The following is a 23,862-nucleotide window of genomic DNA, read 5'->3' as shown; positions in this document are numbered from 1 at the left end:
TGCCACACACTGCACCATATTCAATCAAAAACAGGCTACAGCGCTTTCCCATCAAGCGCTGGCAGCTATTGATTCAATAGCAAATTCACCACACACCTCAGCCCATCAACCGCCCCAGCACCAGCGCCGCCATGTCTTCGGCGGCGGGGGTGCCTTCGGCCAGCAAGCCCTGCACCACGCCCGCACGGTCTTCGTCGGTGCGGTTCTGGCTCACCTTCCATACGCCTTCCCAGCGCTGCACTTCCAGCGCCACGCCCACAATGGCGCGCTGCATTTTTTCCAGGTAATCAGGCGGGGCGTCGTCCACGCGCCAGGGGTGGGGGCGATGGGCTTCTTGCGCATCGCTCAGGCGGCGCAGCATGTCGCGCAAAGGGCCTTCGCCGTCGAGCACGCGCAGGGTGCCGTGGGCGTGCACGGCGGCGTAGTTCCAGGTGGGCACCTGCTTGCCGTCCACCGCCTTGGACGGGTACCACGACGGCGAAATGTAGGCCTGCGGCCCGTGGAAGATGGCCACGGCGTACTGCGGCAGCAAGGGCCACACGCCGTTGGCCCGCGCCACATGGCCCAGCAGCGTGCCGTGCGGGCCCTGGTGCGGATCGAGGAACAAAGGGATGTGGTTGGCGTGCAGCGCTCCCTCGTGCGCAATGACCAGCGTGGCCAGCGGCTGCGTGCGCACCAGCGCCTGCAGGGTGGCAGGGTCCGTCACCTGAAACTGGCGGTTGGCGTTGGCCATGTCAGGCACCTTCCGTTTGCAAGACGGGCGCGCAGTCGATCTGCGTCTTGACCGAGTTGGCCAGAAAGCACGCCGCATGCGCCTGGTGGTGCAGGTCGGCCAGCACGGCGGCAGTGGGCGCGTGGGCTGCATCAAACACCGTGACGGGGTGCAGTTGCACGTGGCTTACCACCAGGCGGCCTTCGGCATCCTTGGCCATGGTGCCCGTGGCCGCGTCGGTGTAGCGGTTCACGCGCCAGCCCGCGCGGCTGGCAATGTCCAAAAACCACAGCATGTGGCAACTGGCCAGGGCGGCGATGTAGGTCTCTTCAGGGTCCACCGCCGCGGCATCCGAGTAGGGCAGGGGCACCACATGGGGCGACGAGGACGCCGCCACGGTGGCACCGCTATCAAACTGCCACTGGTGGCTGCGGTGGTAGCGCTGGTCCAGAAAGTCATCGGTGCCACGGGTCCAGACGACGGTGGCGGAGTGCGGTGCGGCCATGGGGTAAAGCTCCGGCGTGGGTTTCTACAATGGTTCTTCAGTTTAGGAGCCATTACACGTCCACAAGGAGCCAATTTTTGCCCGTTGCCAGAGCCAATCCCGCACCCGGCGCCGCGCCTTCATCGGCCACCTTGCGCCAGCAGGTGTATGCGCAATTGCGCAGCGCCATTGAGCAAGGCCGCTGGCCTGCGGGCACGCGGCTGCCGCCATCTCGCACGCACGCGGGGCTGCTGGGCGTGTCGCGCAACACGGTGCTGTGGGCCGTGCAGCGCCTGCTGGCCGAGGGCTATGTCGAGGCCCGCGTGGGCGATGGCACCTATGTGGCGCAAGCCCTGGCCCCGCGCCCGCGTGCCAGCGCGCCCGCGCTGGCAATGCCGCCCCGGGGCCTGTCGCAGCGCGGGCAGCTGGTGGCCGACACGGCCGCACGCTGGCGCCCGCCGCTGGTGCCGGCGCGGGCCTTTCGCATTGGCGCGCCCGAGGTGGCCAGTTTTCCGTTTGCCGTGTGGGACCGCCTGGCGCGCCAGGCCAGCCAGGCCCAGCGCACCGCCCGCGCCCACTACCTGGACCCGGCGGGCGACCCGGATCTGCACCAGGCCGTGGCGCAGTGGCTGTGGGCGTCGCGCGGCATTCGGTGCGATGCGGCGCAGGTGGTGGTGTGTTCAGGTTCGCAGCAGGGCATTGACCTGATTGCGCGCCTGCTGCTGGATGTGGGCGACGAGGTGCTGGTGGAAGACCCTGGCTACCCCGGCATCCGCGCCAGCCTGCTGGGCCACGGCGCGCTGGCACGGCCCGTGCCGCTGGATGAAAGCGGCCTGTGCATTGCGCAGGGCGCTGCGCAGTGGCCTGCCGCGCGCATGGTGGTGGTGACGCCCACGCACCAGTTCCCCACCTGCGTGCGCATGGATTTGCCACGCCGCCAGGCCCTGCTGCAATGGGCGCGCGAGCACGATGCCTGGGTGGTGGAAGACGACTACGACGGCGAATTTCAATACGGCAATGCCGCCCAGCGCGTGCCTGCGCTGTGCAGCCTGCCGGGGTCGGAGCGCGTGCTGTACGTGGGCACCTTCAGCAAAACGCTGCACCCCGGCCTGCGCCTGGGCTTTGTGGTGGTGCCGCCCGCGCTGGTCGAAGCCTTTGCCATGGCCCGCGCCATCACCGACCGGCACGCACCCGGCGACACGCAGGCGGTGCTGGCCCGCTTCATTGCCGAAGGGCACCTGCTGCGCCACTTGCGCCGCATGCGCGAGCTGTACCTGCACCGGCAGCAATGGCTGATCGACACCCTGGCCGATGCCAGCGACGGCACACTGCAATTGCAGCCCAGCGACCGGGGCATGCACCTGCTGCACGAAGTGCCGGTGGGCACCGACGACGAACCCCTGGCCCGCAGCGCGCAGGCGGCGGGCGTCATGCTGGGCCCGCTGTCGCGCTACGCCGTGCAATCACCGCGCCGGGGCTGGCTGTTCGGCTACGCAGGCTATGGCGACGAAGAAATCTGCGCCGCAGCGCGGGTGGTGGGGGCGCTGGCGCGACGCGCTAACAAGGCCTGAACACTCCCCTGTCACGCAGCGCTCAGGGCCTGCTCCACCAGCGCCAGCCCTTGCGCCGCGCCCAGGCGCAAGCCCACGTCGCTGCGGGTGGGCACCTCGCATTCACGGGGGTTGATGCGAATGAGGCGGCCACCGTGCGCGTGAAGAATGCGGTGGCTGAAGTGGCGCACGGACGGAATGGCCGTGCCCGCCCCCAGCTCGATCACCACAGGGCGGCGCACGCGCTGCAGCCAGCGCTGCTGGTGTGCGTGCTGGGCGGCGGTGCGCGCCTCCAGCCAGTCCCAGTCGTTGAACATGAGGATGTTGGGCCGCGCCAGGCCACCGCAGTGGGGGCAGTGCGGGGGTGCATTGCGCAGGCGGCAGGTGCTTTCATCCACATCAGGCACAAAGTCGTCGGCAGGCCAGATGGCGTCGCTGCAGCCTTCCAGGCACTGCAGATGGTGGATGGAGCCGTGGCATTCATGCACCGCGTCGGCAAAGTAGCCTGCCATCTGGAACTGCCCGTCCACATTGCTGGTGAACACGCTCAGGCCCTGGTGCATGCGCGCGCCCCAGCGCTGCAGTTGCCCAAAGCCCGCGTGGGGCACCGTGCGGCGGTACAGCGCCAGCCGATGGCCGTAAAAGCCCCAGGCCAATTCAGGTGCCGAGCGAAACGCCGCAGGCGAAGCGATGGAGGCAAAGTCCAGCCGCGCCTGCGCCAGCGCAGGGTAGGCGCGCCAGAACCCTTCATTGCCCCGAAAGTCGGGCAGGCCGGAATCCACCCCCATGCCCGCACCAGCGGCCACGATGAGGGCATCGGCCTGCTCCAGCAAGGCGGCTGCATGCTCGGCAGCAGCGCGTGTGGCGGGGTCGGTGGGGTGGGTGTGCATGGGGGTCTCCTGGGGCGCCAAGGATAAGAGCGGCTAACAAAACTCAGCGAAGCGGTTCTGGATAGGCGCTGTGTCGTAGGCAGTACGAGCAGTACGACAAGACACAGCAACGACGCCAGAAGAGTTTTGTTAGCCGCTCTAAAGCCGGGCACCACCCTGCGGCGGTGTTTTGCACTACGCTGTGGCACCACGGCGCCGCGCGCCAGGCTTTTTTCAACCTCGCTCTGATACCCATGCCTCTGGAACCCTACCTTGACACCACGCCCCAGCTGGGCCGCCATGTTTTCGTGCACGCCAGCGCACAAGTGATTGGCGATGTGCAACTGGGCAATGACAGCTCGGTGTGGTGCAACGCCGTGCTGCGCGGCGATGTGAACCGCATCACCGTGGGCCGCTGCAGCAATGTGCAGGACCTGACCATGGGCCATGTCTCGCACCGCAGTGCCAGCAAACCCGAAGGCTCGCCGCTGGTGATTGGCGACTACGTGACGGTGGGCCACTCGGTCATCCTGCACGGCTGCCGCATTGGCAACGAATGCCTGATCGGCATGGGCTCCATCGTTATGGATGACGCCATCATCGAAGACCGCGTGATGCTCGGCGCGGGCAGCCTGGTCTCGCCCGGCAAGGTGCTGGAGAGCGGCTACCTCTACATCGGCCGCCCTGCGGTGCGCCAGCGCGCGCTCACCGATGCAGAGATTGCGTACCTGAAGTATTCGGCCGAGCACTATGTGCGGGTGAAGAACAACTACCTGACGGGCAGCCCCGCTGCACCGTTGCCAGAGGCAGCGGCCAGCAAGGGGCAAGGCACACCCGGATAATCCGGGGCCTGCACCGACCTTTTCACGGCGGCACCGCTTGCTCTCCGTATCCACCATGTCCGCCGTCACGCCAACGCCAACCGCCCTACGCGTCCTGTCCGTCATCCCCCCGATGACGCAGCTGAACACGCCCTACCCCTCCACCGCCTACCTCACAGGGTTCTTGCGTTCGCGCGGGGTGGATGCAGTGCAGGAAGACCTGGCGCTGGCCCTGGTGCTGCGCCTGCTCTCACCCGAAGGCCTGCGCGCCATTGCCGACAAGGTGGATGCGTTGCCGCCCAAAAAGCGCAGCGCTGCGGTGCAATCGTTTGTGGAACAGAAGGACCGCTACCTCGCCACCATCCGCCCGGCCATTGCCTTTTTGCAGGGGCGCGACAGCACGCTGGCTCACCGCATCGTGGGCCGCCATTACCTGCCCGAGGGGCCGCGCTTTGCATCGCTGGATGTGTACGTGGACGACGAAGGGGGCGACCCGCTGGGCTGGGCCTTTGGCGCGCTGGGCCTGACGGACAAGGCCAAGCACCTGGCCACGCTGTATTTGAACGACCTAGCCGATGTGCTGCGCGATGCGGTGGACGAGCGCTTTGAGTTTGTGCGCTATGCCGAATCGCTGGCGGGCAGCCAGCCCACGTTTGACCCGCTGGCCACCGCACTGGCTGCGCCGCCCACGCTGGTGGACGAACTGCTGGAGCAGCTCACGCACGAGGCCATCGCCAAGCACCAGCCCACGGTAGTCCTGCTCTCGGTGCCGTTCCCCGGCTCGGTGTATGCGGCGTTTCGCATTGCCCAGGGCATCAAGGCACGCTGGCCACACATCACCACCGTACTGGGCGGCGGCTTTGTGAACACCGAGCTGCGCGAGCTGGCCGAGCCGCGCGTTTTCGACCACTTTGATTATGTGACGCTCGACTCTGGCGAACGCCCGCTGCTGGCGCTGCTGGAGCACCTGCGCGGCGAGCGCGGCCGCCAGCGACTGGTGCGCACCTTTGTGCGCGGTGACGATGGCGCGGTGCAGTACATCAACATGATGGAAGCCGACATTGCCTTTGCCGAGGTGGGCACGCCCACCTGGGACGGCCTGCCGCTCGACCGCTACCTCTCGCTACTCGACATGCTCAACCCCATGCACCGGCTGTGGAGCGACGGGCGCTGGAACAAGCTCACGGTGGCGCACGGCTGCTACTGGAAGAAGTGCAGCTTTTGCGATGTGAGCCTGGACTACATCAGCCGCTACGAAGGCGCGAGCGCGGGCGTGCTGGCCGACCGCATCGAGCAGATCGTGCGCGAGACGGGGCAGACGGGCTTTCACTTTGTGGACGAAGCGGCACCACCCAAGGCGCTCAAGGCGCTGGCCACCGAGCTGATTGCGCGGGGCACCGGCATCAGCTGGTGGGGCAATGTGCGGTTTGAGAAAACCTTTACGCCCGAGCTGGCTGAACTGCTGGCGGACAGCGGCTGCATCGCCATCTCCGGCGGGCTCGAAGTGGCATCCGACCGGCTGCTGAGCCTCATGAAAAAAGGGGTGTCGGTGGACCAGGTGGCGCGGGTCACCAAGGCCTTCACCGATGCTGGCATTCTGGTGCATGCGTACCTGATGTATGGCTTTCCGACCCAGACGGTGCAGGACACCGTGGACGCGCTTGAATACGTGCGCCAGTTGTTTGCCAACGGCTGCATCCAGAGCGGCTTCTTTCACCGCTTTGCCTGCACCGTGCATTCACCCGTCGGCAAGAACCCCGAGGAATACGGCGTGACGCTGGCCCCGCTGCCGCCGGGCGACTTTGCCAAGAACGATGTGGCCTTCATCGACCCCACGGGCGTGGACCACGACGCGCTGGGCGCAGGCCTGAAGAAGGCCATCTACAACTACATGCACGGCATCGGCCTGGAAGAAGACGTGCGCCTGTGGTTCCCGTTCAAGGTGCCCAAGACCACGGTGCGGCGCGACCGCATTGAGCGCGCGCTGCGCGAGCGCGGGTGACCGCATACGGCATTTAAGCTTTTTTGGCCTGTAGCGCCCGCCTAGTAAGCGCCAATAGCTATTAAATTAATAGCATTCAAGATCCTCTGGCCATGAGGCTGAACCTTGGGCCGTGCAGGCCCAGATGGATCCCGTCACTTCTTTTGCTGCTGGTAGGCGCGGTGCATGGGCGGGCCCTTGTCGGTGTCGGTAAGTCCCCGGGTCACATCCTCATAGGCCTGGCGCACCTCGCGCGACGGAATCCCGCCCGTCATGTTCGTCGCTTGATCGCGTTCGTGCGGCAAGCGGGCTTCTGGCTCTTGCAAGGCTTCCGGGTGGCTCTTGGGCGTTTGCGCTTGCGCTTCGGGGCGCTGGGTGGTGTCCACCCGCCGCTCGGTGCGCACCGGCACGGGCGAGGCAGGCTCCTTGCGCTCGTCGGGCAGGGCATCTGGCGCGGGGCCGGGGAAGGTGGCGGGCGAAGAAGTAGGGTGTGGAGGGTTTTTCATGGCCTCCACGCTAAAAGCCGATTTAAGTCGGGCCTGTAGGTGGGGACGCACTCTGTGCGCAGGAAAATCACTTCGGAGAATTTAAAAATACGGGGATGCGCATATATCCTCGTCGTGGCCAGCGATTTTCAGTGATTATTTCATGGGAGCCACATTTCGTCCCTCAGACAAATCAACGCCTCACCGGAACATTATTTTTCGAATATCGGATCAAGCAATTTCATTGAAAAGCGACACACGGCCCCTGCCTTGGCGCTTGGCTTCGTAGCAGGCGGCATCCGCGTCGTTCAGCAACACATCTGCCCCATGGGCCCGGCCGCTGAAGCTGCGTGCGCCCACGCTCGCTCCCACCTGATACACCTGGCCATCGATCACCACGGGGGTGGAACGCACCACCTGCACCATCTTCTCAGCCACCGCCACGGCCTGCTGGGGGCTGCAGCACATGAGCAGCAAAACGAACTCGTTGCCCCCGATGCGCGCCAGGGCATCGCCGCTGCGCACACAGCCCTGCAACGCCGCAGCCATCTGGCCCAAGACGCCATCGCCCTGGGCATGGCCGGCCGTGTCGTTGACCTGTTTGAAGCCATCCAGGTCGATGAACAGCAAGGCGTGCTCGCCCGGCGTGTCGGTGGCCTGCTGCAGCAAAGGCAACAGCCCGCGGCGGTTCAACAGGCCGGTGAGAGCGTCGCGGTGGCCCTCCAGCAACAGCTTTTTGTTGAGCTGCACCATCTCGGAAATCGCCCGCTTTTCCTGCGTCTTGCCCCATGCGTCTTCCTGCGTGCGCAAACCGTAGATCGCCAGAAAACGATCATTGGCAAAAATGATACGGCCTTGCTCGTCGTGGACGGTCATGCCATCGCTGAGCTGGTCAAACATCCGCAGCGCCTGCTGGCCCGTCGGGCCTACCCCCTGCGGTAGGGCAGAGTCCTGCTGGCCCGCCAGGTTCAGCAAAACGGACTCCATCGCCGAGAGGTCTTGCCACACGCGCACCCGGTCACCATTGGGCTGGGCCACGCAGGCCACGCGCAACTGGCGGCCCCGGTGCGCAAAAAGGTAAGCGCCTACTTGCTCTCTATGCCTTTTGATGCCGTCCTGAACGTAGCGTTCTATCGAGGTCTGAGGTTCTGCCGGCAGGCGCACACGGTAAAAACGCCGCAGGTTCTCCTGGTAGGGCTCCCCGGAATGGATGTGGTCTGCATGCTCTGGAAAGAAGCGCAGGAAATGCTCGTTCCACAGCACCGTCCGGTCCTGCGCGTCAAAAACGCACAAACGATAAGTTCATGCTCACTGCGGTGCAATTTGATTATTTTTACCAGGTGATCAGAAAGACACCGGAATGCTTCCTTGATATTGCTGATCAAGTTTTATTTCAACAAGGTGCTTTCATGAAATTCCGATTTTCTGAAGTTTGGTGCAATATCTGCTTGCGTCCATTTTTGCAGATATATCTTCATGAAAAGCATGCGCAGGATCTGAATTTTCTCTGGATATTTCATGATTTTCACTAACACGCATCTGGTGCAAATTATAAAATTCAGAAAAATTTTCATATTTTCCATGGAATGAAAATAAAATTTTGAAATAAGATTTTTCAAAAAATCCTGGATCGCCTTCAGAAAAATCCAAAAAACCTCGTTTTAATAATTTTCATTAATCAAAACAGGGCTCCAAAAGTAGGGGAAAGGGGCCAAAAGAGGGGGGTCACCGGCCTGCAGGGGCTGATCGCCCAGGCTCTTGGGAAAAGTTCGCACCCCAGCAAACCGAAAAGGGAGGGTGGCTGTTCGCGCAGCAACACGAAAAAGCGCGAAATTGCCGCGAAACAGGGGGGTTTGCCCGGCACAGGCAACCCACCCGCCAAAAAACCTGGGCATGCATACAGTAAAAATTCCCCGGCCGTGCCACACTCTCACCCCTCAAAGCAGGTGGTTATGTCTTCTACAGAATGGGCCCAGGCGGCCCTGCAGTCGTTTGATGCGGTGGTCAGCGCCACCGAAGGTTTCCGCAGCCGCGCCGGGCAGCGGCTGATGGCCGAGCAGGTGGCGCGCACGTTCAGCAGCGCCACGCTGGGCAAGGTGGACGAAGAAAGCGGCGAGGCGGCGCCCACGCGCTCCATTGCCGTCATCCAGGCGGGCACGGGCGTGGGCAAGTCGCTGGCGTATTGCGCACCCGCCATTGCGCTGGCGCTGTCGCGGGGCACGCGGGTGCTGATCTCCACCGCCACGGTGGCGCTGCAGGAGCAACTGGTCAACAAAGACCTGCCCGCGCTGGCCGCGCTGATGCCGCAGCCCTTCAAATTTGCGCTGGCCAAGGGGCGCGGGCGCTATGTGTGCAAGCTCAAGCTCGACCGCCTCGCAGGCCATGGCGAGGCGGAAGAAGAGGGCGAAGACGACCTGTTTGCCGAGGAAGAAGCCGCGGCCCGCGCCAAGCGCCCCCGGCACGAGACCGAGGCGCGCATCCAGTTCTATTCGACGATGGCGCAGACGCTGTCGAAGGGCGCGTGGGATGGTGACCGCGACAGCCTGGACACACCGCCCGAACCCGAGGTGTGGAGCCCCGTGGCGGCCGAGGGTGCCTCGTGCACCGGCAAGCACTGCCCGGCCTTCAGCCAGTGCACTTACTACGACAAACGCAAGGAGCTGGTGGGTGCGCAGGTGATCGTGGCCAACCACGATTTGCTGCTGTCGTCCCTGGGCGCGCGCGTGCTGCCTGAGCTGGACAACTGCCTGCTGGTGCTGGACGAAGCCCACCATCTGCCATCGACCGCTTTGGATCAATTCGCGTGCAGCATGGACCTGTCGCGCATCACCTGGGTCGAGCGCCTTGCCAGCCGGGGCCTGCGCATTGGGGCACTGCTGGAGGTGGAGGAGATTGCCGACATCCCCAAGCACTCGGCCCAGCTGCGGCAGACGCTGCAGGACCTGGCGCGCATCGTGATGGAGGTGTACGGCGAGCAGCTCAAGGGATTCTCTGGACGAATCGAGCGGCAAGTGGGCGCTGCGGATCGGGATGGGCTGCAAGGCGCAAAGCACAGCCATAGCGGGCGCTATGGCGAGCATTTGCAACGCGGCAGACCGCCCGAGCCCGCAGATGCCCACGGCGCGAGGATTCGTGCAGAGAATCCCCTGCGCCAGCCCAGCGCCTGGGGACCGGCGCGCGTGCGTGTGCCACGCGGCGAATTGCCCGAGCAACTCATCGCACCGCTGGGCCTGCTGGCTGCGAGTGCCGAAGGCTTCCTCGACGCGCTGCGCGCCATCAGCAAGGCCCTGCGAGCCGAGATGCGGGACAAGCCCGACGAGGCCAAGCGCCTGTCCACGCTGTATGCGCAGATCGGCATGCTGGCCCCGCGCCTGGAAGAGCTGCACGCCACAGCCCAGTTGCTGCTGCAGGACGCGCCCGAGGGCGCTGATCACACGTTTGTTCCCGCCGCCAAGTGGTTCACGCTGGAGGTGGATGGCGACTTCATCGTGGTCAAGGCCCACGCCAGCCCCATCCTGCCCGGCACCACGCTGCGCAACCACCTGTGGAGCGCGGTGCGCGGCGCGGTGCTCACCTCGGCCACGCTCACCAGCTGCGGGCACTTTGATTTCTTCCTGCGCGAGGCGGGTCTGCATGGCGACGAGGCCACCACCACGCTGGAAGTGCCCAGCCCCTTCAACTACGCCGCGCAGGGCACGCTGATTGCCGCCGAGACGCGCGCCGACCCCAAGAACGCCGCCCAGTTCACCACCGAGATGGTCGAAGCGCTGCTGCACGACATTGCCCGTGTGGAATACGGCGCGCTGGTGCTGTTCACCTCGCGCGAACAGATGCGCCAGGCCGTGGATGCGCTGCCCACCGCCATGCGCAGCGTGGTGCTGGTGCAGAACGCACTGCCGCGCACACAGCTGCTGCGCCGCCACCGCGAGCGGGTGGACAACGGCGAGCCCTCGGTCATCTTTGGCATGCAGTCGTTTGGCGAGGGGCTGGATTTGCCCGGGCGGCTGTGCGAATCGGTCTTCATCACCAAGCTGCCCTTTGCCCCCCCCGACGACCCAGTAGGCGAGGCCCGCGCCGAATGGCTGCGCGCCGTGGGGCGCGACCCGTTCAGCGAACTGGTGGTGCCCGCCACCGCCATCCGCCTGGCGCAGTGGGTGGGCCGCGCCATTCGCACCGAAGAAGACATGGCGCATGTGTACTGCTACGACAAGCGCCTGACGCGCACCAGCTACGGCCAGCGCCTGCTCAAAGGGCTGCCGCCGTTTGCGCTGGAGCAACGCGCGCCGCTGTGAGCGCTGTAAAGTCGCCACCCCGTTTCACCACGACAACCAGAAAGACCCCCATGCCCCACACCGTGCCTGCCTGCCCCCAATGCGGCCTGGAAAACACCTATCCCGATGGCAGCAACTACGTGTGCCCCGACTGCGCGTTTGAATGGCCGCAGGTGGCTGACACGACGGACACCGACGCAGGCGACGGCATCGTGCGCGATGCCGTACGTGATGCGAATGGCAACCCGCTGGCCGATGGCGACGCGGTGATCCTGGTGAAAGACCTCAAGGTCAAGGGCTCGTCGTCCACGCTCAAGAAGGGCACCAAGATCAAGAGCATCCGCCTGGTCGATGGCGCCGACGGCCACAACGTGGACTGCAAGACGGACCTGGGCAGCATGCTGCTGAAGTCTGATTTTTTGAAGAAGGCCTGACGGCGCAGGCCACTGCCACGGGGTGTGCGCAGGTGTCATACAACGCCCCACAGGCAGGCGCGCGGGCTGCCGACGCCGCCGCGCCGCGCTGCCTCCTACAGTGCATTGGAGTGCCTGGCCATCGCCACGCACCATCCCTTTGACACCGCTGGAGGCACCTGCCCATGACACACGATTCCCCCGCCCACGAAACCCTCTGGAAGCTCATCAAAGACATTCGTTTCGCCATGCTCACCCACCGCACGTCATCGGGCATGCTGCACGCACACCCGCTGACCACGCAAAACCGCAAGGTGGATGAGAAGGGCGAACTGTATTTCTTCATTCCCCAATCGGGCGAGTTGTACGAGCGCCTGCTGACCGACGGAGAGGTCAATGTCTCGTATGCCGACCCCGGCGCAGACAGCTATGTTTCGCTGTCAGGCCAGGCACGTTTTTCAGACGACATGGCGTTGAAAGAAGCGCTGTGGTCGCCCGCTGCGCAGGCCTGGTTCCCAGGCGGCGTGTCGGACCCGGATCTCGCCCTGCTGGTGGTGCGCGTGCGCCACGCTGAGTACTGGGATGTGGACGAAGCCAAGATCACCCAGCTGTTCAAGATGGCCAAGGCCGTGGTCAGCGGCGAGCCACCGCGCAGCCTGGGTGAGCACAAGGAACTGGCGATGCCCTGAGGCGACGAGCCCACAGGGGGCGGACAGCGCCCCTGCGCACCCCACCCGCCGGGCGGAAGGTCGGCCGTTGTACCCTTGGGGCCAGCCCCTTGCGTTTGCCTGCCTTCCCCCATGCCCCCCATTGCTGTCATCGACTTTGAAACCACCGGCATGTCGCCCAGCCAGGGTGCGCGGGCGACCGAGGTGGCCATCGTGCTGCTGGAGGGCGGCCAGGTGGTGGACCGTTTTCAAAGCCTGATGAAAACCGGGGCGTGGATTCCGCCCTTCATCACCGAGCTGACGGGCATCAGCAACGCCATGCTTCAGGATGCGCCCAGTGCTGACGCCGTGATGCGCGATGCGGCGCGCTTTGTGGGCAAGGCGCCCATGGTGGCGCACAACGCATCGTTTGACAGCAAGTTCTGGCAGGCCGAGCTGCAACTCGCCGATGTGCCGGCGCCGCAGCCTTTTGCCTGCACGGTGCTGCTGTCGCGTCGCCTGTACCCCGATGCTCCCACGCACAAGCTGGGGCCGCTGGTGCAGCACCTGGGCCTGCCGCGGGCCGAGCGCGCCCACCGGGCGCTGGCCGATGCCGAGATGGCTGCCGCGCTGCTGGCCCGCATGCAGCACGACCTGACCACCCAGTGGCAGCTGCCCAGCGCCGACTTTGCGCAGCTGCAAGCCGTGCAGCGCTGCACGCGCAAAACCCTGGCGCAATGGCTGGCCCGGCAGGCCCACAACGCCCACGCCGCCAGCGCGGCGAAGGCAAGCCCCCGTGCAACGGCAGCCATACCGCAAATGTCGCTGCTATTTGATTGATAGCTGCTGGCGCTTACCCCATAAGCGCTGGAGGCCTTTTTCATTGGAATCACTGGGGCTGAAGCGTGGGGTGCACTGGGGGTGAGGTTCCCAGGTGTCGGGTTCTTGCCTACGGGTGCAAATGGTTACCACGGCGGCGGCGGGCGCTGGCTACGATGCCGCCCGGAGGACCCCAACCCGATGACCCAGACCGCCCCGGCAACGCCCTGCCTGGCCAAGGTCCCGCTGGACGCGGACCGCCAGGCGTACGCGCTGCTCATCGTGCATGCCGACCGCGCCATCGCGCCCCAGCCTGCGCTGCGCCAGGTGGTGGAGTTTGAAAGCACGCCGCACGGCGGCTTCATCAGCGCGGCGCAGGCGCACGATGGGGGTTGGGGCTACATCAACGAACAGGGCCAGTGGCGGGTGGCGCCCACGCTGGACAACGCGCGTGGCTTCACCGAAGACGGCGTGGCCCGCTTTTGCAGGGCCGGCCGCTGGGGCTACCTCAACCTGCTGGGGCAGGAGGTGATCGCGCCACAGTTTGACGACGCACGCCCCCTACGCAACGGCCTGGCAGCCGTCAAGATTGGGCCGCATGCCTGGCGCATCATCGACGTGCAAGGCCAGTTCACCTGCAACGCCACGTTTGCCGACCTGGGCAACTTTGGCGCGGTGGGGCTGGCTCCGGCCCAGCACTGGGACCCCGACCGCGACCTGCCGCTGTGGGGCTATGTGGACCACCGGGGCCAGTGGGTGGTGGCGCCACGCTTTGCGCAAGCGCACAGCTTCGACGAACAGGCCGTGGCAGCGGTGTCGGCCAACGGCAAGACCTGGGGCCTCATCAACGCGCAGGGGCAATGGGTGCTGCAGCCCTGCCACGCACGCATGGATGCCTTCAACTGCGAAGCGCTGGCCTACTACGCCGACGCCACGGGCGACGGCCCCTGCGGCTACCTGAACACGCGGGGCAAGGTGGCGGTGCGGGGCGGGCAGGGCCTGTCGCACCAGATGGCGTGCGGGCTGGTGGCAGACCGCACCCACAACACATGTTTTTGGGACCTGCACGGTGCCCTGCTGCCAAGCCCTGCGCTGAGCTACGCCACCGACTTTCAGCCCGAGCTGGAATGCGCTGTGGCAAGGCTTGCCAGTACAACATCACCCGATGCCAACCCCTGGGGCTTGCTGCACACCGACGGACGGTTGGTGCCCGCACCGCAAGGCTTGCGGGAGCCGCTGACGGAGAGCGATGGCTCCATCCCCCCCACCCAGCCCGACACCGCGCTGGTGCCCTTTCTGGCCAGCGATGGGCAGGTGGTGTGGATCGACAGGGAAGGGCAGGTGGTTTGGCGCGCCCGTTATGACGGCGGACAAGTCATTTTTTGCAACGCGCAAGATCAGATTCTGTGGCGCAGCGCGGTCGCTGCCAGCCACCGCGCGCCACGCGCGTTTTTCCAGCCCCACGCGGCAGACTGGCTGGAACACCTGGAAGGCCTGGACCACATCGTCCCCGCAGCCACGGCCCTGGCACACGAAGCCGAAAGCCGCCTGCACGCATGGGCCCAGGCGCAGGAGCCTTATGCAGCGCAGCCCATGGCCCAGCGACGCGTGGTGCACGCCCACCTGGGCCCGGCGCAGCGCAGGGCCTACCCGTTCATGGAAGCAAGCTTGCACGAAGCACTGGCCCACGCCCGGCAGGCATTGGTGCAGCACCTGCAGGCGCAATGGGGCGTGGCAGACCCCGACCCCGAACACGCAGCGCCCGCGCAGAGCCTGGGCACGCCCCTGGCCGCATGGCAGCGGCCTTTGCAAACGCCCTTGGCCCCCAGCCCCACGAGCGGCGAGTGGGTGAATCTGCCGGAAGCAAATGCGCTGTGGATCAGCCTCTACCCGCAGACCGGTGCCGACGAAAACGGCGCCTGGTGGTCGCTGTGGTTGATGGCCGCCCCCAGCGTGGACGCCCTGCTGGCCGCACAGCACGCGCGCGAAGCGGTGCTGGCGCACACCGCTGCCCCCTCGCTGAACACCGCAGAGGAGGCAGAAAACACCGAGGCACCCACCACCCGCGCAACGTGGCTGGCCGCTGTGCTGAACCAGCCGCAAGCCCTGGGCCAGGTGCCCGCCGCGTGGCTGGACGACGCCATGGTCGATGCTGCCCTGCAAGCCCACCCCGCCGCGCTGGCCCAGGTGCCTGCCGCCTTGCAAACCCCTGCGCGGCTGGAGGCCCTGCTGCGCCGGGGTGTGGGCGTGGCGGTGCAGATTCCGCCCCACTGCATGACCCGCGACGCCCTGCTGCTGGCCCGCGAGCTGTACGCGGGCGACCCCACCTGGGACGCGCGCGACGAGCGTTGCAGCCAGCCCCCGCCGCAGCCAACGGCGCCCGTGTGGGGCTGCCTGCTCACGCCAGAACAGGCCCTGCACGCGGTGCGGGCCGGTGTGCCTTTGTGCGATGTGCCCCACTGGCTGCGCACCAATGCCCTGGAGCAGGCGGCGCTGGACGCTGACATCGCCAACCTGGCGCACCTGGCCCCCAGCCAGATCACGCCCGCGCTGGCCCAGCGCGCCGTGCTGCACGCCAACGGCCGCCTCATCCGCCATGTGCCCGCAGAGCTGCTCACGCCAGCGTTGTGCCTGGCATCGGCCCAGGCCAACGGGCTGACGCTGCAAGACATCCCGCAGCCACTGCGCAGCCTGGAAGTGTGCGTGGCCGCGCTGGAAGACCAGCCCGACCTGTTCCCCCAGGTGCCGCCTGAACTGGCAGTGGCGGTGACCACCGCGCTGATCGACAACGACCTGGACCGCGCCCGCGAGCAGGGCGCACCGCGCGAGGGCAGCGCCTGGCATGTGGCGCGGGCCTGGGCGCAACTGGCCGTGAACCGACCCCAGGCGGCTGTGGACGACGCCCTGCGCGGCCTGCCCCATGTGCCAGCGCCCCAGCACGCCCACTACGTGCTGGCCCGCGCCTACCAGGCGCTGGGCCACACCGCGCAGGCGGCGCTGGCCGCGTGCAGCGTGTTGTCGCTGCAGTCGCCCTACCAGCCGGCATGGGCCCCCACAGAAGACACGGGCTGGCTCACCGCCCTGGCGCGCTGGCACCTGGGCCATGCCGATGAAGCCACCCTCATCCGCCAGCTGGCGCTGCACCCGCAAACCCTGGCCGCCATGCCGCGTGCGCGCATCACCCCCGCCATGGTGGACGCAGCCCTGGCAGCCGACCCTGCCACGGTGCGCTGGGTGCCCAAGCGGCTGATGACGCCCGCCCACTACGCCGTGGCGCTGCGCGTGGGCGTGAAACGGCCTGAGGACATTCCACCCGCCATGGTCATGGCCCTGGACCAGGCTACCCAAGCACAGCCCGCTGCCAGCGCAGCGGCCATGCCTGCACCACGCCCGTTGCAAGCAGAGCGCCGTGCGCAGCCCCCTGCAGAGGCTCCTCGCCCCCCACACCCAGACACCCCGCGTGTTGCCACGCCATGGGCCTGGTGGCTGCTGGGCTCCGTGCTGCGCAGCGCCGTGGGCCGCCCCGCCAGCGCGCGGGGCCTGGTGCACTGGCTGGAACAACGGCCGCTGGTCGCGTCTGCGCTGCATGCCCTGCTGAGCCTGCTGGCCGTGGCGCTGCACACCACCGTGGCGGTGGCCGTGTGGCTGGCCGAAGGGCCCGAAGCCGGGCTGGGCACCTTTGTGCTGGTGGGCTTTGCCGACGCCTACTGGGCCTGGCAATTCGCCTGGGAGGCCACCCGCCCCAGCCTGACCCTGGCCGCCAGCGCGGTGGTGCTGTACCTGGTGGTGTGGTGCCCGCTGTACCGCAAGGCCGGGCGCGCCCTGGGCCACCCCCGGCAAACCAGCAGCTGACTGCGCCCCGCTTTGCGGCGGCCGGTGGCACAAATCAGTATCATTTTGATAGCTGCTGGCGCTTTATACATGGGCGTTAGATCCGTTTTTCATCTAAAACCACTTCGTTTCAGCCATTTGCACGGTGTGGCTACCGCGGCCTGCATTCGCTCCAAGCCCTCCCACATTTATTTACAACACGGGTATCTGCAGCAAAGCACGCACAGGTCATTTGCTACAATATTGATAATTCTGATAAAAATGTTCTTCCACTAGCCAGCCGCCCTGTTTAACCCTGTTTGACAGACCACCGGCCAGCCACTGACTGTGCAACGCCCATGAAACGAGGCTCACCCCCTCGCCAGCGCACGCTGCGGCCCCTGGTCGTTTCCTGGCTGCTCGCTGGCATCACCAGCGTCTATGCGCAGGCAGACATGGTCGATCTGCCACTGGAACAGTTGATGCAGATGCAGGTGACCACCGCCAGCCGCTACGCACAAACCGCGCTGGAAGCTCCGGCGGCCGTCAGCGTGGTCACTGCCGAGGACATCCGTCTTTTTGGCTACCGCTCGCTGGCAGAGGTGCTGGCCAGCATGCGCGGGCTGTATGTGTCTTACGACCGCGCCTACCATTACCTCGGCACCCGGGGCTTTGCCACGCCGGGCGACTACAACACGCGCGTGCTGTTGCTGGTCAACGGGGTGCGGCTCAACGACAACCTCTACGACCAGGCCAATATTGGCACCAACTTCCCGATAGATCTGGACCTGATCGAGCGGGTGGAGTTTGTCTCCGGGCCGGGCTCGGCGGTGTACGGGGCCAACGCTTTCTTTGGCGTGGTCAACGTCATCACGCGCGACGGGCACCAATTGCCCGGGCCCCAGGTGGCTGTGGAAGCGGGCAGCCAGGGCAGTGCCAAGGCGCGCCTGTCGGTGGGCACCGTGGATGCCTACGGCGGCGACTGGCTGGTGGCAGCCACCCGGGCCACGCGCCGGGGCGCAGACCTTTACTTCCCAAGCTACGACGCCCCCAACAGCAACCACGGCGTGGCCCAGGGGCTGGACTTTGACCGCAGCACCCAGCTGTTTGCCCGCATGCGCCGCGATGGTCTGGCGCTGACCCTGGCGCATGCCGAGCGCCACAAGGGCGTGCCCACGGCGGCGTACTCGCAGGTGTTCAACGACCCGCGCTCCCGGGTCACCGACCAGAGCACCCGCCTGGCGGCCGAGTACACCGCGCAAGTCTCGCCCACGCTGGCCTTCACCGGCCGTGCCCACGCAGCGCGCTACCAGTACGTGGGCGACTATGTGTACGACTACCCACCGCTCACCGTCAACCGCGACGTGGGTACCGGGCAGTGGTGGGGCGGTGAATTGCAGTGGGTGAGCACAGCCCTGGCACGCCACAAGCTGGTGTGGGGCCTGGACTACCGGCGCGACACGCGCATCACCCAGACCAACGCCGACCTGGACCCACCGGCCGAGTACCTGAACGCCCGGCGCACAGGCGACGTGGCAGGCGTGTATGTGCAGGACGAATTCGCCTTGCAACCCAACCTGACGCTGCACACCGGCCTGCGCTGGGGCAAGCAGACGGGCAGCTCCGGCACGCTGAATCCGCGGCTGGGGCTGGTGTACTGGTGGAACCCGGCCACCGCCATCAAGCTGCTGCACGGCACTGCCTACCGGCCACCCAACGCATACGAGCGCGACTACCGCGTGGACCAGCCCGGCGGCATTGTGGACAGCCAGCATGTCCGCTCGGAGCGTGTGCGCACCACCGAGTTGGCGCTGGAGCACGCCCCCTCCGGCGGCACACGCTACCTGCTGACGGCCTTCCGCTCTGAAGTGAAAGACCTCATTTCGATGAGCGCTGCAGCCAGCATCGACCGCTACCTGCTGGACAACACGCACTCGGTCAAAGTGCACGGCGTGGAGGCCGAGCTGGAGCAGCGCTGGCAGGCCGGGCAGCGCCTGCGCCTGGTGTATGGCTGGCAAAAAGCGCGCGACTCGTCCGTGGATGGCACGCTGAGCAACTCGCCGCGCCATTTGCTCAAAGTGCAGTGGTCTGACACGGTGAGCGCAGCCCCCGCCAGCGCCTGGGGCCGGGGCCGCTATGCCATCGAAACCATTGGCGTGGGGTCGCGCAGCACCTCCCGCGGAACCAACCTGCCGGGGCATCTCCTCACCAATGTGAACTATTCCATGCGCATCTCGCAGGTGGATGTGTCGCTGGGCATCTACAACCTGTTCAACCAGCGGCATTACAGCGCCACATCGCTGGAAATACGGGACGACGCCCTGCGGCAGGACGGGCGCACCTTCCGCGTGAAGCTCACTTACGCGTTCTGAGCCATGCACAGCTTCTTGCGCTCCTGCGGCAAGCCACTGTGGTGGCTGGCCCTGCTGTGCGGCGCCTGGACTGCGGCGCACAGTGCAGAGCCCGTGGCAGAGCAGGACCTGAAGGCTGCCTACATCTTCAACTTCATCCAGTTCATCGAATGGCCCGAAAAGCAGGGAAGCGGCAACGAATTCACCGTTTGTGTATCGCCCTTCAGCCCGTTGAAGCGCTCGCTCACGGCGCTGGAAAACAAGCAGACCACCCGGGGCCAGGCCATCAAGATCCGGCACCTGGAAGTCGCCACCCTGCGGGAGTGCGAAGCCCTGATCGTGCACAACCCTGATGCCGAACATGTCTTGCGCGCTCTGCGGGCCGCGCCGCAGGGCCACGGCGTATTGACGATTGCCGACGACATGACTTTCGTGGACCCCGACATCGTGATCGCGCTGGCGCAATCCGATGGGCGCGTGGTGTTCCACATCCACGCCGAAGCGGCCACCAAGGCCGGCCTCACCATCAGTTCCCGGCTGCTGCGCCTGGCCAAAGGCACCCGATGAAAAGCAAGGCATCCCCCACATCTACCGTGGCCCTGCAGTTGCAGCCGCTGCTGCTGTCGTCCAAGCTGGTCGTCACGGGCATCTGGACGGCTGGGCTGGCACTGCTCACGGTGGTGCTGGCGCTCACGGCGGTGGATTACTGGAGCGCACGCGCCTCCATGCTGCAAGACAGCGCCGTGGAGGCCGCCATCGTGGCCGACAACGTCTCGGCCGCCGTGGTGTTCCGCGACACCGAAACCGCCACCGAGATGCTGTCGGCCCTGCGCTCATCGTCCATGGTGCTCAGCGCCGGTGTGTATGACCGGGACGGCGTGCTGTTGGCGCACTACGCCCGCTCGCGCGACCCCCAATTCCCCACCACCTTGCGCGCCACGGGCATGGACCGCATTGCCGAGCGCGCCGGGTGGACCATGCTGGAGATCACGCACCCCATCCACGGCGCGGATGCCGAAGTGGGCACCCTGTACGTGCGCAAGTCGATGGAGGCTGTGTACAAGCGCCTGGGCTTTCGCTTTCTGAGCGCTTCGCTCATCGCCGCCTGTGTGATGGCATTGGCCACGGCCATTGTGCTGCGCAGCCGCGCAGTGGTGCGCGAGGCCGAAAACCGCCTGCAAGTGCTGGCCCACACCGATGCCATCACCGGCGTGAACAACCGCCATGCCTTCAACGAGCGGCTGGCCGCAGAGCTTGAACTGGCACGCAGCACGGACCAGCGGGTGGCTCTGGTGTACATCGACCTGGACAACTTCAAGACGCTCAACGACACCTTCGGCCACGCAGCGGGCGACGGGCTGCTGCGCCAGGTGGCCAGCCGCCTGCAGTCGGTGATGCGCCGCAGCGACAGCATCTCGCGCATGGGTGGCGATGAATTCGCCGTGATCCTGCGCCAGAACATGGATGACGAGGCCCTGAGTCAGTACGGCGAGCGGATCATCAGCGTCTTTGAGCTCCCCTATACCGAAGCCGGTCAGCAGGTGAACGTGACGTGCAGCGCCGGCATTGCGTCCTTTCCCGACGACGCTCCGGACATGGATGCCCTGGTCAGCAACGCAGACACGGCGATGTACCGCGCCAAGGAGCTGGGCAAGAACCGCTGCGTGCGCTTTGACGCGTCGATGAACCAGGCCATGGTGCGCCGCCAGGCGATCGAGCAAGCGCTGCGCGCCGAGCTGGAAGGCGGCCACGGCCTGGCGCTGCATTACCAGCCGCTGTTTAGCGCGCGCGACAAAGCCCTGGTGGGCGCCGAAGCCCTGCTGCGGTGGACGCATGCCGAGCTGGGCAACGTGCCCCCGCTGGAGGCGATTTCAGTGGCGGAAGACTGCGGCCTGATCGTGCCGCTGGGCTACTGGGTGCTGCGCACGGCGTGCCGTGACGCATCGCGCTGGCAGGGCAGACACGCCCACCCACTGCGTGTGGCCGTGAACATTTCGGCCCGCCAGCTGGGCGACCCGCAGTTTCTGGAGCAGGTCATGGACATCCTGCGCGCAGAGAAGCTGCCTGCCGACCTTCTGGAGATCGAGCTGACCGAAACCGTGCTGATGGAAAACATGGAAGCCGGCGCGTACACGCTGCACCGCCTGAGCCAGCTCGGCATCCACCTGGCGATTGACGATTTTGGTACCGGGTATTCGTCGCTGGCCTACCTGCGCCAGCTGCCCATGCGGCGCCTGAAGATCGACCGCAGTTTCGTGCGCGACCTGCCCGCGCAAGAGCACAGCCGCAAAATCGTCACCGCCATCGTGGCATTGGCGCACGGCCTGGGGCTGGAAGTCACCGCCGAAGGCGTGGAAACGCTGGAGCAGGCCGAGTACCTGGTGGAGCAGGGCTGCGATGTGCTGCAAGGCTATGCCTTTGCGCGGCCCATGCCCGTGCAGCAGTTTGTGGAACTGCAGGCTTCGCACTGACGGCATTGCATGTGTCACTGCGCATGACCGCGCGCCGCCCGCAAGGCTCCGCGCCCAGGTGCCTGTGCTAGCATTTGTCTCCTATGCAACGCACCCTGCGCCTGTCCCCACTACCGCTAAGCCTACTAGTGCTTGGCCGGGGTCTGCACGCGTTCGCACACCCGGCTGCCACCTCGCGCAGCCGTTGAACCACCCGACATCCCCCTGACCCCGGCCCCCACACCAGCTCTTGTGCCATGCGCAAGGGGCTGCAGGGGACGTCATCCGATTTGTTTCTGATGACCCGTGCCGGGGCTGCTGCCACAACGCACTCCACGTGCTCCCGCAGCCCGGCACCACCGAAGTGGAGCCTTGCCATGATGATCGCCAAACCCGCCACCAAATACCAAGCCATGGCCCCCGTGGCATTGCCCGACCGCCAGTGGCCCAGCCGCAGCATCACCCGCGCGCCGCGCTGGCTCTCTACCGATCTGCGCGACGGCAACCAGGCGCTGTTTGAGCCCATGAACGGCGAACGCAAGATGAAACTCTTCATGGAGCTGGTGCGCATCGGCTTCAAGGAAATCGAGGTGGGATTTCCGGCCGCCTCGCAGACCGACTTTGACTTCGTGCGCCGCCTCATTGACGAAGACCTCATCCCCGAGGACGTGACCCTCATGGTCATGACCCAGTCGCGCGAAGACCTGATTGCGCGCACCGTTGAAGCAGTCAAAGGCACACCGCGCGCCATCGTGCACCTGTACAACGCCACCGCGCCCGCGTGGCGGCGCATGGTGTTTGGCATGAACGTCACACAGGTGATGCAGCTCATCACCCACCATGTGGGTTACCTCAAGCAGCTCACCGATGCGCGGCCCGAAACGCAATGGACGCTGCAATATTCCCCCGAAACCTTCAGCGCCACCGAACTGCACGTCTCGCTCAAGGCCTGCCAGGCAGCCATTGCCGCGTGGAACGCCGGGCCCGGCCGCCCCATCATCATCAACCTGCCCACCACGGTGGAAAACGCCACGCCCAACGTGTTTGCAGACCAGATCGAGTGGATGGATCGCCACCTGAGCCCGCGCGAGCACATCGTGCTGTCGGTACACACCCACAACGACCGGGGCACCGGCGTGGCCGCCGCCGAGCTGGCAGTGATGGCGGGCGCCCAGCGCGTGGAAGGCTGCCTGTTTGGCAACGGTGAGCGCTGCGGCAACATGGACATCGTGACCATGGCGCTGAACCTGTACACCCAGGGCGTGCACCCGCAGCTTGATTTTTCCAACATCACCGCGGTGGCGCGCGTGGCCGAAGAATGCACAGGCATCCCCATCCACCCGCGCCACCCGTACGCGGGCGACCTGGTGTTCACCGCGTTCTCGGGCTCGCACCAGGACGCGATCAAGAAGGGCTTTGCCGCGCAAGACCCGAATGCGCTGTGGGAAGTGCCCTACCTGCCCATCGACCCGGCGGACCTGGGCCGCACCTACGACAGCGTGATCCGCGTGAACAGCCAGTCGGGCAAGGGCGGCATTGCGTTCTTGCTGGAGCGCGAACACGGCGTGGTGATGCCACGGCGTATGCAGGTGGAGTTCAGCGCCGTGGTGCAGCGCCATACCGACGCGAGCGAAACCGAGATGGGCGCCACGCAGTTGTGGGAACTGTTCCAGGCCACCTACCTGCGCGCCCCGGCCGCACCCGCCGTGGTGTGCCACACCCACCGGCTGGACGAAGACGGCCAGGGCATTGAACTGGACGTGACGGTGCATGGCGTGCGCCAGACCTTGCGCGGCCAGGGCAACGGCCCCATTGCCGCCACGGTAGACGCGCTGGGCCTGCCGCTGCGCATAGACCACTACGAAGAGCGCGCCACCGGCAGCGGCGCCAACGCCCAGGCGCTGGCCATTGTGGAAGCCGCCATGGAGGGCGTGAACGGTGCCACCTTTGGCGCGGGCATGAGCCACAACATCGTGACCGCATCGGTGCAGGCCATTGTGAGCGTGGCCAACCGCCTGGCACAACGGCTGCCGCACCAGGCTGGCGCAGCTGCTGCGCACGCCTGAACCATCGGCCTAGTGATGCTATATAAAACATAGCTGCTAGCGATTATCCAGCAAGCGCTGTAGCCTTGTTTCATTCAAAAACCCTGCGGCCCCGGGCAGCATTGGCAAGGGCCCACGGCATCCGTTACCCTTC

At 66.1% G+C, this 23,862-nt stretch carries 18 protein-coding genes; 12 read left to right on the top strand and 6 right to left on the bottom strand.

Annotated elements, in window-relative coordinates; genetic code table 11:
* Positions 1-97: 97 nt before the first annotated feature.
* Complete coding sequence (locus tag PQV96_RS21050) at positions 98-733, bottom strand: FMN-binding negative transcriptional regulator (protein WP_273624154.1); 636 nt, start codon at positions 731-733, stop codon at positions 98-100.
* A gap of 1 nt (position 734) precedes the next feature.
* Positions 735-1,217, bottom strand: coding sequence for an OsmC family protein (locus tag PQV96_RS21045; RefSeq protein WP_273624153.1), 483 nt, complete (start codon positions 1,215-1,217; stop codon positions 735-737).
* A 77-nt stretch (positions 1,218-1,294) separates the two neighbouring features.
* On the opposite strand from PQV96_RS21045, the gene pdxR reads away from it, so the two are divergent.
* A complete protein-coding gene (gene pdxR / locus PQV96_RS21040) occupies positions 1,295-2,767 on the top strand; it encodes a MocR-like pyridoxine biosynthesis transcription factor PdxR (protein ID WP_273624152.1) in 1,473 nt (490 codons plus the stop codon).
* Positions 2,768-2,778: 11 nt separating this feature from the next.
* On the opposite strand, the gene PQV96_RS21035 is transcribed toward pdxR, so the two are convergent.
* The gene (locus PQV96_RS21035) at positions 2,779-3,636 is read right to left on the bottom strand and encodes an SIR2 family NAD-dependent protein deacylase (protein WP_273624151.1); all 858 of its coding nucleotides are present in this window, start codon (positions 3,634-3,636) and stop codon (positions 2,779-2,781) included.
* 233 nt (positions 3,637-3,869) lie between these two features.
* Here PQV96_RS21035 and PQV96_RS21030 point away from each other — a divergent pair, with 233 nt between their 5' ends.
* Together PQV96_RS21030 and PQV96_RS21025 are read left to right on the top strand one after the other, a co-directional pair.
* Positions 3,870-4,457, top strand: a complete 588-nt coding sequence (locus PQV96_RS21030) for a gamma carbonic anhydrase family protein (RefSeq protein WP_273624150.1) — start codon at positions 3,870-3,872, stop codon at positions 4,455-4,457.
* 112 nt (positions 4,458-4,569) lie between these two features.
* Entirely contained in the window at positions 4,570-6,438 is a 1,869-nt protein-coding gene (locus PQV96_RS21025; RefSeq protein WP_420482172.1) for a B12-binding domain-containing radical SAM protein, read from the top strand.
* Positions 6,439-6,572: 134 nt separating this feature from the next.
* Here PQV96_RS21025 and PQV96_RS21020 read toward each other — a convergent pair whose 3' ends face one another.
* The 3 genes from PQV96_RS21020 to PQV96_RS21010 form a co-directional block, all read right to left on the bottom strand.
* Complete coding sequence (locus tag PQV96_RS21020) at positions 6,573-6,923, bottom strand: hypothetical protein (protein WP_242638067.1); 351 nt, start codon at positions 6,921-6,923, stop codon at positions 6,573-6,575.
* Positions 6,924-7,133: 210 nt separating this feature from the next.
* Entirely contained in the window at positions 7,134-8,195 is a 1,062-nt protein-coding gene (locus PQV96_RS21015; RefSeq protein WP_207373532.1) for a sensor domain-containing diguanylate cyclase, read from the bottom strand.
* A 114-nt stretch (positions 8,196-8,309) separates the two neighbouring features.
* On the bottom strand, positions 8,310-8,552 hold the full coding sequence (locus tag PQV96_RS21010; protein WP_207373531.1) for a hypothetical protein: 243 nt from the start codon (positions 8,550-8,552) through the stop codon (positions 8,310-8,312).
* Between the two features lie 302 nt (positions 8,553-8,854).
* Here PQV96_RS21010 and dinG point away from each other — a divergent pair, with 302 nt between their 5' ends.
* The 9 genes from dinG to leuA all read left to right on the top strand — a co-directional run bounded on the left by dinG (position 8,855) and on the right by leuA (position 23,729).
* On the top strand, positions 8,855-11,194 hold the full coding sequence (gene dinG, locus PQV96_RS21005) for an ATP-dependent DNA helicase DinG (RefSeq protein WP_273624146.1): 2,340 nt from the start codon (positions 8,855-8,857) through the stop codon (positions 11,192-11,194).
* Between the two features lie 50 nt (positions 11,195-11,244).
* Positions 11,245-11,607: a zinc ribbon domain-containing protein YjdM gene (locus PQV96_RS21000; protein ID WP_273624145.1), complete on the top strand. Its 363-nt coding sequence runs from the start codon at positions 11,245-11,247 to the stop codon at positions 11,605-11,607.
* 164 nt (positions 11,608-11,771) lie between these two features.
* Positions 11,772-12,275, top strand: a complete 504-nt coding sequence (locus PQV96_RS20995) for a pyridoxamine 5'-phosphate oxidase family protein (RefSeq protein ID WP_273624144.1) — start codon at positions 11,772-11,774, stop codon at positions 12,273-12,275.
* Positions 12,276-12,386: 111 nt separating this feature from the next.
* Positions 12,387-13,073, top strand: coding sequence for a 3'-5' exonuclease (locus PQV96_RS20990; protein WP_142082613.1), 687 nt, complete (start codon positions 12,387-12,389; stop codon positions 13,071-13,073).
* A gap of 180 nt (positions 13,074-13,253) precedes the next feature.
* Positions 13,254-16,904 (top strand): WG repeat-containing protein, encoded by a 3,651-nt coding sequence (locus tag PQV96_RS20985; protein WP_273624143.1) that lies wholly within the window; start codon positions 13,254-13,256, stop codon positions 16,902-16,904.
* A 317-nt stretch (positions 16,905-17,221) separates the two neighbouring features.
* Complete coding sequence (locus PQV96_RS20980; RefSeq protein WP_273624142.1) at positions 17,222-19,234, top strand: TonB-dependent receptor plug domain-containing protein; 2,013 nt, start codon at positions 17,222-17,224, stop codon at positions 19,232-19,234.
* 3 nt (positions 19,235-19,237) lie between these two features.
* Positions 19,238-19,780 carry a YfiR family protein gene (locus tag PQV96_RS20975; protein WP_273624141.1) on the top strand — a complete coding sequence of 181 codons (543 nt, stop codon included), beginning with the start codon at positions 19,238-19,240 and terminating at the stop codon, positions 19,778-19,780.
* Positions 19,777-21,684, top strand: coding sequence for a putative bifunctional diguanylate cyclase/phosphodiesterase (locus PQV96_RS20970; RefSeq protein WP_273624140.1), 1,908 nt, complete (start codon positions 19,777-19,779; stop codon positions 21,682-21,684). Before PQV96_RS20975 ends, PQV96_RS20970 begins: the two co-directional genes overlap by 4 nt.
* 359 nt (positions 21,685-22,043) lie before the next feature.
* Complete coding sequence (gene leuA, locus PQV96_RS20965) at positions 22,044-23,729, top strand: 2-isopropylmalate synthase (RefSeq protein ID WP_273625295.1); 1,686 nt, start codon at positions 22,044-22,046, stop codon at positions 23,727-23,729.
* The last annotated feature ends 133 nt before the right edge of the window (positions 23,730-23,862 follow it).

This window comes from Acidovorax temperans (assembly GCF_028596105.1).
In the GTDB taxonomy this organism is placed as follows: domain Bacteria; phylum Pseudomonadota; class Gammaproteobacteria; order Burkholderiales; family Burkholderiaceae_C; genus Acidovorax; species Acidovorax temperans.
This window is presented reverse-complemented; position numbering and strand designations above follow the sequence as displayed.

Coding starts and splice junctions, on each gene's coding strand:
- PQV96_RS21050 (WP_273624154.1), bottom strand. CDS start 733: ATGGCCAACGCCAACCGCCAGTTTCAGGTGACGGACCCTGCCACCCTG.
- PQV96_RS21045 (WP_273624153.1), bottom strand. CDS start 1,217: ATGGCCGCACCGCACTCCGCCACCGTCGTCTGGACCCGTGGCACCGAT.
- PQV96_RS21035 (WP_273624151.1), bottom strand. CDS start 3,636: ATGCACACCCACCCCACCGACCCCGCCACACGCGCTGCTGCCGAGCAT.
- PQV96_RS21030 (WP_273624150.1), top strand. CDS start 3,870: ATGCCTCTGGAACCCTACCTTGACACCACGCCCCAGCTGGGCCGCCAT.
- PQV96_RS21025 (WP_420482172.1), top strand. CDS start 4,570: ATGACGCAGCTGAACACGCCCTACCCCTCCACCGCCTACCTCACAGGG.
- PQV96_RS21020 (WP_242638067.1), bottom strand. CDS start 6,923: ATGAAAAACCCTCCACACCCTACTTCTTCGCCCGCCACCTTCCCCGGC.
- dinG (WP_273624146.1), top strand. CDS start 8,855: ATGTCTTCTACAGAATGGGCCCAGGCGGCCCTGCAGTCGTTTGATGCG.
- PQV96_RS21000 (WP_273624145.1), top strand. CDS start 11,245: ATGCCCCACACCGTGCCTGCCTGCCCCCAATGCGGCCTGGAAAACACC.
- PQV96_RS20995 (WP_273624144.1), top strand. CDS start 11,772: ATGACACACGATTCCCCCGCCCACGAAACCCTCTGGAAGCTCATCAAA.
- PQV96_RS20990 (WP_142082613.1), top strand. CDS start 12,387: ATGCCCCCCATTGCTGTCATCGACTTTGAAACCACCGGCATGTCGCCC.
- PQV96_RS20985 (WP_273624143.1), top strand. CDS start 13,254: ATGACCCAGACCGCCCCGGCAACGCCCTGCCTGGCCAAGGTCCCGCTG.
- PQV96_RS20980 (WP_273624142.1), top strand. CDS start 17,222: ATGAAACGAGGCTCACCCCCTCGCCAGCGCACGCTGCGGCCCCTGGTC.
- PQV96_RS20975 (WP_273624141.1), top strand. CDS start 19,238: ATGCACAGCTTCTTGCGCTCCTGCGGCAAGCCACTGTGGTGGCTGGCC.
- PQV96_RS20970 (WP_273624140.1), top strand. CDS start 19,777: ATGAAAAGCAAGGCATCCCCCACATCTACCGTGGCCCTGCAGTTGCAG.
- leuA (WP_273625295.1), top strand. CDS start 22,044: ATGATCGCCAAACCCGCCACCAAATACCAAGCCATGGCCCCCGTGGCA.